General features: G+C 37.7%; 12 protein-coding genes and 1 riboswitch. Of the genes, 5 read left to right on the top strand and 7 right to left on the bottom strand.

Annotation, left to right across the window (positions count from 1 at the left end; translation table 11 throughout):
• Positions 1–113 precede the first annotated feature (113 nt).
• Positions 114–1,469 (bottom strand): metalloprotease PmbA, encoded by a 1,356-nt coding sequence (gene pmbA, locus H4J50_RS01305; protein WP_182253939.1) that lies wholly within the window; start codon positions 1,467–1,469, stop codon positions 114–116.
• A 105-nt stretch (positions 1,470–1,574) separates the two neighbouring features.
• Between pmbA and yjgA the strand changes: the two genes are divergently transcribed.
• A complete protein-coding gene (gene yjgA, locus H4J50_RS01310) occupies positions 1,575–2,093 on the top strand; it encodes a ribosome biogenesis factor YjgA (RefSeq protein ID WP_108457369.1) in 519 nt (172 codons plus the stop codon).
• A gap of 79 nt (positions 2,094–2,172) precedes the next feature.
• Here yjgA and H4J50_RS01315 read toward each other — a convergent pair whose 3' ends face one another.
• The 5 genes from H4J50_RS01315 to H4J50_RS01335 form a co-directional block, all read right to left on the bottom strand.
• The gene (locus H4J50_RS01315; protein WP_182253941.1) at positions 2,173–3,321 is read right to left on the bottom strand and encodes a succinylglutamate desuccinylase/aspartoacylase family protein; all 1,149 of its coding nucleotides are present in this window, start codon (positions 3,319–3,321) and stop codon (positions 2,173–2,175) included.
• Between the two features lie 29 nt (positions 3,322–3,350).
• On the bottom strand, positions 3,351–4,613 hold the full coding sequence (locus H4J50_RS01320; protein ID WP_259366130.1) for a PLP-dependent decarboxylase: 1,263 nt from the start codon (positions 4,611–4,613) through the stop codon (positions 3,351–3,353).
• 8 nt (positions 4,614–4,621) lie between these two features.
• Positions 4,622–5,371: a 2,3,4,5-tetrahydropyridine-2,6-dicarboxylate N-succinyltransferase gene (locus H4J50_RS01325; RefSeq protein ID WP_182253943.1), complete on the bottom strand. Its 750-nt coding sequence runs from the start codon at positions 5,369–5,371 to the stop codon at positions 4,622–4,624.
• A complete protein-coding gene (dapA, locus tag H4J50_RS01330; protein ID WP_182253945.1) occupies positions 5,368–6,378 on the bottom strand; it encodes a 4-hydroxy-tetrahydrodipicolinate synthase in 1,011 nt (336 codons plus the stop codon). The genes H4J50_RS01325 and dapA overlap by 4 nt, the downstream gene beginning before the upstream one ends.
• Before the next feature lie 80 nt (positions 6,379–6,458).
• Positions 6,459–6,698: riboswitch (Lysine riboswitch) on the bottom strand.
• Positions 6,699–6,815: 117 nt separating this feature from the next.
• A complete protein-coding gene (locus H4J50_RS01335) occupies positions 6,816–8,108 on the bottom strand; it encodes a DsbA family protein (protein ID WP_182253947.1) in 1,293 nt (430 codons plus the stop codon).
• A 238-nt stretch (positions 8,109–8,346) separates the two neighbouring features.
• Here H4J50_RS01335 and H4J50_RS01340 point away from each other — a divergent pair, with 238 nt between their 5' ends.
• The 3 genes from H4J50_RS01340 to arcA all read left to right on the top strand — a co-directional run bounded on the left by H4J50_RS01340 (position 8,347) and on the right by arcA (position 12,081).
• Positions 8,347–9,396 carry a methyltransferase gene (locus H4J50_RS01340; protein WP_182253949.1) on the top strand — a complete coding sequence of 350 codons (1,050 nt, stop codon included), beginning with the start codon at positions 8,347–8,349 and terminating at the stop codon, positions 9,394–9,396.
• An 84-nt stretch (positions 9,397–9,480) separates the two neighbouring features.
• Complete coding sequence (locus H4J50_RS01345) at positions 9,481–11,094, top strand: sensor histidine kinase (RefSeq protein ID WP_259366131.1); 1,614 nt, start codon at positions 9,481–9,483, stop codon at positions 11,092–11,094.
• A 285-nt stretch (positions 11,095–11,379) separates the two neighbouring features.
• On the top strand, positions 11,380–12,081 hold the full coding sequence (arcA, locus tag H4J50_RS01350) for a two-component system response regulator ArcA (protein ID WP_108457376.1): 702 nt from the start codon (positions 11,380–11,382) through the stop codon (positions 12,079–12,081).
• A 171-nt stretch (positions 12,082–12,252) separates the two neighbouring features.
• Here the strand turns inward: arcA and H4J50_RS01355 are convergent, their stop codons facing one another.
• Positions 12,253–12,612: an Hpt domain-containing protein gene (locus H4J50_RS01355; RefSeq protein WP_182253951.1), complete on the bottom strand. Its 360-nt coding sequence runs from the start codon at positions 12,610–12,612 to the stop codon at positions 12,253–12,255.
• Positions 12,613–12,957: 345 nt separating this feature from the next.
• On the opposite strand from H4J50_RS01355, the gene folE2 reads away from it, so the two are divergent.
• Positions 12,958–13,884, top strand: coding sequence for a GTP cyclohydrolase FolE2 (gene folE2, locus H4J50_RS01360; protein ID WP_108457378.1), 927 nt, complete (start codon positions 12,958–12,960; stop codon positions 13,882–13,884).
• Positions 13,885–14,110 lie beyond the last annotated feature (226 nt).

Here is a 14,110-nt window from a genome sequence, read left to right on the forward strand (position 1 = left end):
TTAAGCTGTCAGCTTTCAGTAAATACAAAAGATAGTTGTAAGTTTAAAGCTGCAAGCGATAGGCGAGATAAACTCTCTTTTTACTGACAGCTAATAACTTGAAACTCGTCCGTTTAACTTCCTGCCACTTGCATTTCATTAATAATAATAGAACCTGTGCGAATACTACCACGCATATCGGTATCGTTACCTATAGCGACAATACCAGAGAACATATCCTGTAATTTTCCGGCAATGGTAATTTCATCAACTGGATAAGCGATTTCACCATTTTCAACCCAAAAGCCTGCCGCACCTCGCGAATAATCGCCAGTAACCACATTAACACCTTGCCCCATCAGTTCAGTTACTAACAAGCCTGTGCCTAGCGTTTTTAACATCGCATCAAAATCACCGCCTTTACCTTCACCTTGCATGCCGAGATTCCAGTTATGAATACCGCCTGCATGCCCAGTCGTTGTCAGCCCCATTTTACGTGCCGAATAACTGGTTAAAAGGTAGGTGGCTAAGTTGCCATCAGTAATTATTTCACGATCAACAGTAGCTACGCCTTCGGCATCAAACGCTCCACTTGCTAAGGCTTTTTTCAAATGCGGACGTTCACTAATACTTAAAAATTCAGGAAATACTTGCTTACCAATGGAATCCATCAAAAATGAAGACTTTCGATACAAGTTACCACCACTAATAGCAGCAATAAAATGTCCAAACAGCGTATTGGCGATATCAGCACGAAACATAACAGGGACTTTAGCCGTGGCTAATTTACGTGCACCTAATCTTGACAACGCTTCAATAGAAGCTTGTTGGCCTATTTTGGCTGCACTTTCCATCGCATTAAATTCACGACTCACGGTATAAGCGTAATCGCGCTGCATGTCATCACCTTCATTGGCGATCATCACACAACTTAAACTGTGACGGGTACTTGGATAACCTACGATCTGCCCATGGCTATTACCGTAAACTTTAAAACCTTCAAAACTTGCTAATGTCGCGCCATCTGAATTAGTAATGCGTTTATCATAAGCCAGTGCTGTATCTTCACACTCTTTCGCTAAGCTAATCGCCTGCTCTGTGGTTAACTTATGAGGATGATATAAGTCTAAATCTTGCGGGTCCATTGCAAGTAGCTCTTTATCAGCCATACCTGAGCATTCATCAACAGAGGTATACTTAGCAATATTCACAGCAGCTTCAATTGCTTGTTTTAAAGCTTGTTCAGACAAATCGGCTGTTGATGCACTACCTTTACGCCCTGCTTTGTAAACTGTAATACCCAGTCCACCATCATTAGTGAACTCAACGTTTTCAACTTCTCCTAAACGAGTACTAACACTTAGCCCTTGCTGGCGGCTCATTGCGACTTCAGCACCATCGGCTCCAAGTGATTTAGCCATAGACATGGCATCATTTACACGTTTTTTAACATGCTCTATTTGCATTTGGATACTATCAGAATCGCTCATAGTTAAATTATTTCTCATATTTTTTGATACAATTTACAGGAATGTTTTTTGCTGCTACTGCTTTGTTGTATACTATAGGTAATTATCACTTTAATACTTAACATTATGCCCCACTCTGCCAACGATATCGATGAATTAGAAGAAGAATTACTGAGTAAATCGGAAATAAAACGCGAAATGCATCGACTGCAAGATTTTGGCCTTGTCATCGTCAAAATGTCGAAACATCAACGCAGTAAATTACCGTTAACGGATGATTTAAAAGCCGCAATGTTATTGGCCGATAAAATAACCAATAAACATGAAGCCTTACGTCGTCATGTGCGTCATATAGCTAAAATATTAGCTGAGACGGATCTTGAGCCCATTAAGCAGGCGATGGATGTTATGGCTAATAAACATCAGCAAGAGTCTGTGAAATTTGAAAAACTCGAAAAAATGCGTGATGATCTAATAGCCGAAGGCAACGAGCCCATTGAGGCTTTATTAGCAGAATATGACAATATGGAAAGACAAAAGCTTAGACAACTCGTGCGTCAGGCGAAAAAAGAGCACAGCGCTGAAAAAGTAGGTAAACATAATCGTGATTTATTTGCTTACCTGAAAGCGCATGTAGTTTTTTAAATAAATATTGAAAATTTGCTACAAAAAAACGCCTTAATTTATCATGAATTAAGGCGTTTTTGTTTTTCAGATCCTGACATTATAAAATCGTATACTTACTAAATACTTTATAAAGTTCAGTACCTTGATTCACACTCGCTGATGCAAAATGCAGAATAGGAATAACACTATGATCAAAATTGATATAATGCAATGGATCGCCGTCACCATAATTGTCCATTCGAAGAATACGCGCTAAAGGTTCGCCTGCAGGTAGCGGTTTCCCGAACTCAGCAAGGTAATCCACCATGCCCCCCATGGGCGAATAAAGTGCTTTGTAATCTTTTAATAAGCAACTGTATCTTGTCATCGTTTTTGGTTGATACTGCTGACTATTAATCGCCCCTTGGTATTGTAAATAACTTAAAATACCTAAAGCGTCTTCATGGGCAACATCTAAATCAATTTGCTCTTGTGAACCAAGCTCTACAGTAAAGCTTTCTTTGATAACTGCATTCTCACCTTGATTTTCATCGGTTTTGGTTATTGGAAAGTCTCGGCCTAATTCTGCAAATTTTAGCTGTAAATACCACCAAGGACAAAAAGTCGCTTCATCAAGTGCGCCATCAAAGCCATTAGGAATAAATAACACGTGTGGAATATCAAAATATTCAGCACTTGGTCGAGCATAGTCAGGACAATACAAATGTTTACTCGAAATTGGCCCCGTATGCAGATCTAACACAAGGTCGGCCTCCAGTGCGAGCAATTGCAACTGATAGGCAATTCGTTGACCTGTAGTAATACCATAAACATTATGATTAAGTTTTTGTGATAATTGCTTAACCATTAATGCTTGAAATGCCTGGGCTATTTCGGCATTAGACTGGTTTAAATGTGCCTTAGCAAACGGTTCGATAATACTTTCATCGAAATGATACATACGATTCCAGTTCTCACCGGTAATAGGATCAAATCGACCTAAGGTATATTCACCATTTTTATGATTACAGCCCACAGGATTCGCATAAGGTACTAAGGTGATACTGCCATTTAATTCAATATGTTTTAATTGTTCCAACAATTGAAAAATAACCGCGTTACCCTGCACTTCTGCGCCATGCATATTTGCTTGAATATACACATTAGGCCCCTGACCATTACCTTTAATACGATAAACTGGCACAGTAAGTGTTGCTCCACTGGCCATTTCACCAACATGCATAACTTCTTTACTAATTAAATTCATAGTTAACCTTAAGTTAGGCCTTGACCATACTAACGTAAATACCAAGTAGCAGGTTGAGCTGCACGCACTTGCTCTATTTTACCTTGCTGAAGAACATATTCAGCAGCTATTGGGTGACAAAGAAAAAATGGCATACTTTCAGTAAAACCATAAGCCCCTGCCAAACCAAAAATTAATTGGTCATCAATGCCAACATCATTGGCTATTGCCATGGTACCGAGTTTATCTAAACTAGTACAAAGTGGGCCATGTAAATCGAAATAACTCTCGCTTGCTTGAGACTCTCTAAGCATAGCTACAGGAAAAGGCTGTTCGGTAATCGCAGGGCGAATTAAATGATTAATTCCACCCGAAAGTACCAATTGCTGTTGGTCGAAGTTTTCTTTTCGATCAACAACAGAGGTAACATAATAGCCCATTTCGGCAACCGCAAAGCGACCTAGCTCCAACCAAAGTTCACTAACGCCAGCTCGGGCTTTTATTTTGGCTAAATCAGCAACAATATTATCCCAATGTAAGCTTTGACCTGTTTGCAGATAATCTACACCTAAACCACCACCTAAATCTAAAACATCTAACGTCATTTCTAATTGTTCTGCTAATGATAACAACGGCGTAACCATTTGTGACCAAAGCTCAAACATGCGTTCATTACTTAACATATTTCCCCATTGGAATATATGTAAGCCGTTAATGTTTAAGGCTAAAAAATCACTTACTTTGATGGTTTGCCATTCTTGGCACGATAAACCAAAGGCGGTTACTTCATTACCGCCTAATGGATTTTTCTCACCTTCATCCCACTGGAGCTGAACTCTTAATAATACTTGCGGTCGACAAGACAACTCAGTCGCAGCTTCATTTAACCATTGCAATTGGTTCAAGCTCTCAACAACAAAGGTACGAACCCCTTGTGTTAAAAACGCTTTCATTTGCTGTTTCGACTTTGCTGGACCGGTATTAAGAATACGCTCAGCCTGCACATTTTGCGCAAGCACTTGTGTGAGTTCTCCTTGACTGGCAACGTCAAAATTAAAACCTTGCTGAGCTAACGTCGTGATCACACGTGATAGTGGGTTTGCTTTCACTGCAAACCACAGTTTAATCACATCTTGTTGCATCAACGTTGACAAATGCTGTGCTAGATAATCTAAATCGTAAAGAAAAAATCCCACTTCATCTTGATCAACCTCAGCGCTATTTTTCAGTGCGTTACTATGTTCGTTCAGGGGTTCAATTACAGACGGTCTTAGCCAATTTGGCCGAGTTGCTGTGTTTAACATTGCAGTCATTTTTTTTCCTAGCGCAGCACAGATTCAAGTTCTAAAGCGGCATTACTTTTTTCATCACGATATTTAATAATTATCGCACAGGCCATATTCAATCCTTGCTCTTCCGCCCAAGCACCTTTAACAGGTCGCGTACCCGGAACCACAACCGCATTTTCAGGAATGTCAGCGCCTTTCTCTAGCATGATGTTATTAACACAGTCATAAACTGGCACCGATGCAGACAAAGAAACACCTGGCGCTAATACCGCACCTTTTTTCACAACAATACCTTCAACAATAATCACGCCAGCACTTAAAAAGGCATTATCTTCAATAATCACTGGGCTAGCACCAATAGGCTCAAGTACACCACCAATTTGCACAGCGGCAGACACATGCACATTTTTACCTATTTGTGCACATGAACCAATTAATGCGTGGCTATCAACCATAGTACCAGTATCAACAAAGGCACCAACATTAATATAGGCAGGCGGCATAATAATAACGCCCGGCGCTACATAAGCACCTCGACGAACCGATGATCCACCCGGTACCATTCTCACTTTATCAGCAACAACAAATTCACGTGCGGGTAGGTTATGCTTATCAACAAAACCGCGATAAGCACCGTCAAATTCAATATTTTCTCCGGCTTTAAATGCCGCTAGTATTGCTTCTTTGACGTTGGTATTAACTTGCCAAGTACCATCGCTATTTTGTTGTGCTGCACGGGTTTTGCCTGTTTCTAAATCTATTAATGTTTGTTGCCAAGTCATGAATTTACTTCTCGTAGGTTAGTTGATGTTGAATAATGATGTTGAACAGCACTTTCAGTGCTTTTAATCGTGTGAGCATGCGCTAAAGGGTTACTACTGTTAGCCTCTAACCATTGCTGAATTTTTTGATGAATGTCTTTTAAACCATGTTGCTCAGAAATTTCTTCATGGCATAAGGGTAAGCGCAGTTTCGCAGTACTGATTATCTTCAAATCAGCCATTAAAACTTTTACCGGAATTGGACTTGCGACCTGAAATAATGCTGCAATCGCTTTATGCCAAAGCGGAAACAGCCCTTCATTTTGATAAGCTAACGCCATTGCTACGTACTGTCGAGTAGCCACTGGCCATACGTTTGCACAAACTGATATCAAGCCTTTAACATTAGCGCCGGCAAGATAAGGCATCATGGCATCTTCGCCACTATATATTTCAATGTGTGGACAATGTTCTTTGTAGGCAAGTAACTTATTAAGATCGCCACTGGCTTCTTTTAACGCCCAGCAATTCTTATGGTTTTGAAGTTGTTGTATGGTAGATATCGCGACTTCAACACTGCTGCGCGAAGGCACGTTATAAAGCATACAAGGGAAATTAGCGGCATCCAGTAGGCTTTTAAACCATAACGTTTGCCCGACAGGACCTGGTTTTGCATATATTGGACTACCGAGTAAATATGCATCTATCGGTAAGGTATTACATTGTTCGATCCAGTCAAGTTGCTCGTTAAGGTTATAACCTCCTACAGCAACCATAATTGGCACTTGCAAGGGCATAGCACAAACGTATTCAACAATACTTAAATGTTCTTTAGCCGTTAGGGCAAGGCCTTCACCTGTACTGCCTAGAAGTAAAATGCCATTTTTAGCAGCGTTTTGCTGTAAAACAAGTTTACGCAAACTGTCAAAGTCAATGTCATCATTGTCAAAAAGAGGGGTTACTAGGGCTGTCCAAACCAAAGGTCGGTCAGTTAATAACTGATTTTCTATAGAATTATTTTGATTCATTTCTCTCGAACTCTTGTCGTTCGGAGAACTTTTAGGCGCTTGTATAGACAAAATTTCAAGGATGAAACTTGGCCTTTACAAAGGCCAGAAGCTCTCCACCTATAAGGTGACAGTTGCAAGGATTCAACCTAATACTGAACAAACTAATCTATAGCTTGTTCAATAAAAAGCTTAATTGATATCTAAAAAATTAAGCTTTTACAACCGACAATTACATCATCAAAAATATAATTATCTCGGCGTTATACCCCCTCATTATTGCTCAATAGAGTTTGATCTCTTCACAATAACTACCTGATTAACGCGCCTCTTCTGGCCCTTTCATCGATGCTATTAATACTTACATATCAATAGCACTGGAATAAGGGACTGCAATATTAAAACATTTAAATATAAGGGCAGTCAATAGACGTCTAAACGTATATTGACAATTACTACTAACTATTTATTTTTACTAAGTTTATTTCTTTTTCTAATACTAAAATTCTATCTTGGCCCCAATAACTACTCTTGCCATAACTAAAACTGGGTACGCCCCAAAGGTTTAAGTTAGTCAATTCAACTTGGTTTAAGTCTGCCCATTGCTGCCAATCGTGTTGCTCTTGGTATCCATACCCATCCTCAACATTTAAAGATAAATCTTTATAAATACTCTCAATATGCTCAGGATTAGCTAAATCAATACCATTAACATAAATAGCCTTGAAACACGCGAGCATATACTCAAGCGCTTTGCCTTGCTGCTGAGCCCATGCAAATAAACGATATGCATTCATAACTCCAACCCCGAGAGGATCGGTAAAGCCATTAAATTCAATACCTAATTTTTTAGCTTCGCGCAAAGCATCAAGATAAATATATTTTTGCTTAACGAGCGGCATAGCCGCCCCTCGCATCAAAAGCGGTAAAACAGGTTTTATTACTAATTCTATTTTATATTGTCCTGCTAAATTAATGGCTTGCACAAAACCCAAATAAGAATATGGACTACGTAAAGACAAATATATCACCAAAGGTTCAGACACTGCATTGGCTGGTTGAGCAGCATTAATATCAACTATTTTATGAGGAAAGTTTTGTTGATTAACAGTTTGGTTCAATTGGTTTTTTCTCATTAACGCTTCAGTTAAATCATCTACTAAGGCAAGTTTTTTTAGCATGTTTTCAAAATGATATAACCTTTCAACGCCAACATACCAAGTGCCAGCAAACAAAATACTTGCTGGCGCATAATGCCCTTTGGCTTTTAAACGCGTTTGGTTTTTAACTTGGTGATTTATCGTGGGTGTTGAGGTTTGAAAATGCTCGCTAAATTGATTTCCCCAGGTATTTATAAAAATTTGTTCAGCATTGGCAATATTATTTACTTTAAACTGCCAAATCTGTTGACCTGTTGTTAAAGAAGCAGAAGTAGGCTCATCTTTGATGTCAACAAGTTGATATTTTTCGGCTATTAAATTAGCGTCTTTAATCGCCCATTGTCGATAAAGTTTTGGGCAAATGGTGATACCGGGTAACGTTCCCCAGATAAAAAGTACTTTAAAAGTAAGGTGATAATTTACCGCTAATCGAGATAGCATTTGCACTAACATAAAGCTATGCGGGTCATTTAGTGAAAGGTAAACTTCAGCTTGTGCTTTTTGGCCTAAAAATCGCCCAATTAAAAAATAACGAAAAACCAGTGCTTTTGCTCGACAATGACTTTGAAGCCATTTTATTTTTAGTCGCAATAACATTTTATTAAAAATAGTTAATTCCCTGTGGACTAATGATGGCGAGATAAATAAATTCGCGTAGAATGCGCCGCATTATGACATATTAATTTTAACGGGATAAATGAAATATACTCAAATAGGGTAATTCCTTTAGACTAATTTCATTTAAAATCATTACAATGCTTGTTGCAATCAGATTTCAAACAATAGGCTTTTGTAAATTAACAATATATTTATGCACACGGGCAATTAAATGGCTACAAGTAACATTAACCAATTATTGATACGCAATATAGACGCTTTATCAGCAACAAAACCTCTCTTGGTCAATATTGCAGACGATGGTTTTATTACCCAATACCTTAGCCAGCATAGTCATGCCAGCATAGATAGTTACCATACAAATTATGCCCAGTATAAAACCTGTCAGCAACTAAACAATGCGAAAGTAAACGCTCATTTTTGTGTCGAATATGTCGCTAAAAACAAGCATGATATGGCGATTATTCATTTCCCAAAAAGTAAGGCCGAATTCGGATTTACTCTAGCGATGCTTGCTGAATCTATGACTGAAGATGCCACTATCGTTATTGTTGGCGAAAATAAAAGTGGTGTAAAATCTGCGGAGAAACTTGGAGCAGATTACCTTGAGTATTGCAATAAAGTTGATACCGCTCGCCATTGCTTAATGCTTATCGCTAAATTTAAACCGTTACTTCCTAGTTTTGATCTACAAAGTTTTTATAAGTATTATCCAATTCAAGTACAAGATAAAACGCTAAAAATTGCCGCATTACCCGGTGTATTTAGTCAAAATGCTTTAGATACCGGTACAGAAGTTCTATTAGCACATTTACCAGAGAAGATGACAGGAAAGGTGTTAGATTTTGGCTGTGGTGCCGGTGTTATTGCAGCTTATATAGGTACTGTTTACCCAACCACTCAATTAACCTTGGTTGATGTTAGCGCTTTGGCATTACACTCAGCGCAAACAACATTAGCTTTAAACCAATTAAGTGGAAAATATATTGCATCAAACAGCTTGTCTGATGTTCAAGATAGCTATGACTTTGTGATATCGAATCCGCCATTTCATCAAGGGGTAAAAACGCATTATGCTGCAACAGAGCAGTTTTTATCCGAGATAAAACAAAATTTATCCAGTAAAGGAAGCATTACTATTGTCGCGAATAGTTTTTTAAAATACCTACCGATCATGGAGAAGGCCATTGGCAACACAAAAACCATCGTCATTAAAAAAGGTTTTGCTATTTATCAATGCTATTTAAACACCCGAAAATAAAAATAACTAAGACAAAATGATTGTTGAAAGCAATAAGGTTTTCTACAATCATCTTATAGTCATAATTAATGAGTACAGTATTGCATGCCAATAACCCAACCTGTTTGGTCTATTCGTCGGATTTGCCTAATATCAATGATCGGCGCTATCTCATTGTTATCTATTTTGAGTATTTCAGTAATAACGCTGCAATTTAATAAAAGTTACAACGCCAATTCCGTTTCGCAAATTAAACATTGGGCCGATGTTTTAGCCGAAGAAAGTTTAATTTATGTTATTAATGTTGAACGACAAGCTTTACTTGATAATTTTTCATTGCCTTCACACATCCCTAATTTAAATTATGTTCATATATATCGAACGGGGAAGAATGATGAAAAACCAACGCTTTTTTATAGCTACAAGCGAAACCAACAGCGTACAGCTATTTCAGAAAAATCTAACAGCATAAACAGTTTACAAATACCTAAGTTTTCTGAAGCATATTTAGAATATATGCAGCCGATTAAAGTAGAAGGAAAAATTATTGGTTATATCTATTTGCAAAGTAGCAACGAGAGTATCACCCAGATCACAGATCAATTATTAATCATTAGTTTTATTGTGTTATTTATTGTTTGCTTGATCGCCATCTTTATCGCTCTTAAGCTTGAAAATTATATTAGTACTCCTTTCTATACTTTAGCGAATACAGTTCAAACAGCAGCTCGACAAAGAAATTTTTCTCAACAATGCCAAACTATGCCATACCGAGAAGCAGATATTTTGGCGCGTAATATTAATATTCTTTTTGCTCGAATGGAAAAACGTATAGCGCAATTAGACTCAGCAGAACAGCAAAGTTTAGAACACTCACAAGAGCTAGAAAATAAAATAAATAAACGTACCGAAGCATTAAAAGAATCTAACCAAGAGTTACTGTCTACTTTGGAAAAGCTGCATCAATTTCAAAGTCAGCTGGTTGAAAGTGAAAAAATGGCCTCACTTGGTGATATGGTTGCAGGTGTTGCACATGAGGTAAACACACCTATCGGTTTAGGAGTAACCGCTTCAACCCTTCTCGCGGATAGGTTAGATGATATTAAAGCCGCTTTTGAAAACAAAACGTTAAAATCTAGCCAATTAAAGAAATTTTTACATGATGGTTGCGAGAATATTGCCATTATTTACCGAAACCTTAATCGTGCTGCAGATCTTATTTCTAGCTTTAAAAAAGTGGCGGTAGACCAGTCAAGTGAAGACATACGTACTTTCGATGTTAAAGAACTTTTAAGAGAGGTTATACTAACGTTAAGACCTCAATTACATAGTTTACCTTACACAATTGATATTGATTGCCCTGACAACTTATCGATAAATAGTAAACCTGGACCTATTAATCAAATATTGATTAATTTGATCATGAACTCTGTTATTCATGGTTTTGAAGGACAAGATCATGGACGTATTTCTATCACGGTAATGTCGTTGAGTAATCAACTAAATATTCTTTTTAAGGATGATGGCATTGGGGTGAATGAATCTATCAAGCATAAAGTTTTCGAACCCTTTACGACTACAAAACGCGGAGAAGGAGGCAGTGGTTTAGGTATGCACTTAGTTTATAACTTAGTTACCCAAGCACTGGGTGGTTCCATCGTATTAAATAGTGAATTAGGTGAAGGTGTTAGCATCGAGATTAACTTCCCCATTAACTAGTGCTAAATACTATTGTACTAGGTGCTAATTATTAATATTACAAAGGGCTATTAAGTTAGCTTTATTTATATCTAACATTATGACTGTTGAGTACACTAAACATATTTGACGATAAAAAACAGTTAATTGTTATGCATTGATTGTTTTTTAACATTAGCTTCTATAACATTAGCTTCTACAACATTAGCCGATATTTTGTTGCTTTGCGGTGTGCAAGGTTGGAATATAAAGCACTCTAAAACTAATCAGAATACTCGTTTAATCTGACAAAACTGGACAATGAACATGCAAAAACCTCACATATTAATCGTAGAAGACGAAGACGTTACACGCTTTAATCTACGAAATCTATTTGAAGCTGAAGGCTATAAAGTGGCTGAAGCAATAGACGGTGATAGCATGGAGCGCGAACTGCAAAACAACGTTATTAATTTAGTGATATTAGATATTAATTTGCCAGGAAAGAACGGCCTTTTACTCGCTCGAGAATTAACGCGTAATAAAGACTTAGGTTTAATTTTTCTAACGGGTCGCGACAGTGATATTGATAAAGTTTTAGGCCTAGAAATAGGTGCTGATGATTATTTAACTAAGCCCTTTAATCCACGTGAGCTAACGATTAGAGCACGAAATATATTAAATAGAATATCGTCAAGCAATGCTGAAAATACAGGGGTCATTGTAAGTTTTAATCAATGGTCTCTTGATGGCAACTCACGAAAAATGACCACTCCAGATAATAGAGTAATCTCGATTCCACGCGGCGAATATAGAGCCCTTAGCTTGCTAATAGCTAATGCAGGAAAAATTGTTACTCGTCAGCAATTAATTAAAGAAATGACCGGTAGAGATTTACGTGAAAATGACAGAACTGTTGATGTTACCATTCGTCGTCTTCGTAAACATTTTGAATCAGTTGAGAGTTCACCTGAATTAATCAACACAATCCACGGCGAAGGATATCGCTTTATAGGCCAGGTTGACTAACCTGCTTTTAAGCAGAGTATTTATATACTCTGCTTCAGCTAAAGCTCATTTAACGCTAAAGATTTCTAAAGGCCCAGCATATAGCTTTGCAATGTTATAATTGACGTTATAATTGACGTTGTATTAAACGCCTTATATTCCATATTTTATTTCTGTATTTACATTACGTATTCATTCAACTCGAACTCTTTCTATTAACCATTGTTGAAATACAACGATAGCTTCTTGGTTCAGCTCTGTTAATGTTTGTACCTGTTTAGTTTTAGTTTCCCTATCTTCGCATGATTTTTCTAGCTCGATAAGCTTCTGATGCACCTGACTTAACCCTGCACTGGCAGCTGAGCCTTTCATTTTATGACAGTGGGATTGCCAAGCCTTTTGGTCGCCATTAGCACCAGCATCTTTAATCGCCAATAAGTACACTTTAGATTGCCCAATATATAAATCCAACATTTGCTGAATAACGCTAATATCTAAAGCTTCTAAGTAACCATCAATCAATGTTAGATCTAAGTGATGCGTTGCTGACATGCAATCTCCTTTACGACAGTACTTTTTATGTCGTTTTTAATTTTTACTGAAAACAAAAATTTCAGTAGTCCTAGCTTAAATTAGGCCCCACTTTATAGCAGATATCAAATACAACTACCATATTCTAGAACGATATCAACCTAGCCATTACAAACATTGCTTTTAATAGGTATATCGTTCAAAATAGCCGCCCTTTTAGGGTCACTGCATTATATTCCACTTTTTCAAAATATTTGTGGAAACTATCGCTCTTCTTACGATACTAATGCCGATTATAATTTTACTGAGTACTGAAGTTACCATAGATAGCCCTTTACTTAGTGCACAGCGAACAGCGGAGTCAAAATGCCAACATTAATGCCTGATATAGCAAATCACACCACAGCACAAACTGAGGGGACTTTGGATTGGGTCGGCATGAGTAATATCGAAATGCCCATCATGGTTGCCTCTAAAGGCCAATCAGAACGTATGGTTTCAGCCCATGTAGATGCGTTTGTAAACCTTAAAGAGCCGAAAGCCAAAGGCATTCATATGTCGCGCTTGTATTTACTTATTGATGAGTTATCAACTTCAGGTGTTTTAAACCATCAAAGTTTAGTAACTTTATTAGATGGCTTTATCAGTAGTCATGAAGAGCTTAGCGATAATGCCAAAGTTAAATTTAATTTTGATTATCATCTGCGCCGTAAATCTTTAATCAGTGGCAAACAAGGTTGGAAAGCCTACCCTGTAACTATCACGGGTCTTTTAAATAAAGGCAATCTTGATATTGAGCTTTCAGTTGATGTTCCATATTCTTCAACTTGTCCTTGTTCTGCAGCACTAGCTCGCCAGTTGATTCAACAAGCCTTTAAAGAAAAATTTGTTGACCAACCTGATGTTGATTTAGCCGCGGTTCACGAGTGGCTCGGTACTACTGAAGGTATTGTGGCGACACCACATAGCCAACGATCGGTTGCTGAAGTTAAAGTTAAACTTAACAGTTCAACAACAGAATTCCCAATTACTGATATTGTCGATTTAATTGAAAACTCACTTAAAACGCCAGTACAAGCAGCAGTAAAGCGTGAAGATGAGCAAGAGTTTGCTCGCTTAAATGGTCAAAACTTGATGTTTTGTGAAGATGCAGCTCGTCGTTTGCAATACACCATGAATGCTACTGATCAGTTTGACGACTTTTGGCTACGTATTAATCATTTAGAGTCATTGCATGCACACGATGCCGTTAGTGTTACTACTAAAGGCGTAGCAAACGGCTACCAACCTTAGTTAAATCATTCATTGCATATAAAAAACCAGCTACTTCAAAATAGCTGGTTTTTTTATCCCCAACATAAATAACAATAGCCTTAAATCATTAATTATCTTGTTTCCCCACCACTACAGACTCCTCGTAAATAAATACAGCGAATCAAACACCCTAAACCTTATGTAAACTAGCCATTGTTATTTTACAAAAGGCACGTTTTCAACTTTACTTGGTATGCCAAACAAA

Origin of the sequence: Colwellia sp. 6M3 (genome assembly GCF_014077595.1) — a bacterium.
In the GTDB taxonomy this organism is placed as follows: Bacteria; Pseudomonadota; Gammaproteobacteria; order Enterobacterales; family Alteromonadaceae; genus Cognaticolwellia.

Coding starts and splice junctions, on each gene's coding strand:
- H4J50_RS01325 (WP_182253943.1), bottom strand. CDS start 5,371: ATGACTTGGCAACAAACATTAATAGATTTAGAAACAGGCAAAACCCGT.
- H4J50_RS01355 (WP_182253951.1), bottom strand. CDS start 12,612: ATGTCAGCAACGCATCACTTAGATCTAACATTGATTGATGGTTACTTA.
- H4J50_RS01345 (WP_259366131.1), top strand. CDS start 9,481: ATGCCAATAACCCAACCTGTTTGGTCTATTCGTCGGATTTGCCTAATA.
- H4J50_RS01320 (WP_259366130.1), bottom strand. CDS start 4,613: ATGACTGCAATGTTAAACACAGCAACTCGGCCAAATTGGCTAAGACCG.
- arcA (WP_108457376.1), top strand. CDS start 11,380: ATGCAAAAACCTCACATATTAATCGTAGAAGACGAAGACGTTACACGC.
- H4J50_RS01315 (WP_182253941.1), bottom strand. CDS start 3,321: ATGAATTTAATTAGTAAAGAAGTTATGCATGTTGGTGAAATGGCCAGT.
- folE2 (WP_108457378.1), top strand. CDS start 12,958: ATGCCAACATTAATGCCTGATATAGCAAATCACACCACAGCACAAACT.
- yjgA (WP_108457369.1), top strand. CDS start 1,575: ATGCCCCACTCTGCCAACGATATCGATGAATTAGAAGAAGAATTACTG.
- pmbA (WP_182253939.1), bottom strand. CDS start 1,469: ATGAGCGATTCTGATAGTATCCAAATGCAAATAGAGCATGTTAAAAAA.
- dapA (WP_182253945.1), bottom strand. CDS start 6,378: ATGAATCAAAATAATTCTATAGAAAATCAGTTATTAACTGACCGACCT.
- H4J50_RS01340 (WP_182253949.1), top strand. CDS start 8,347: ATGGCTACAAGTAACATTAACCAATTATTGATACGCAATATAGACGCT.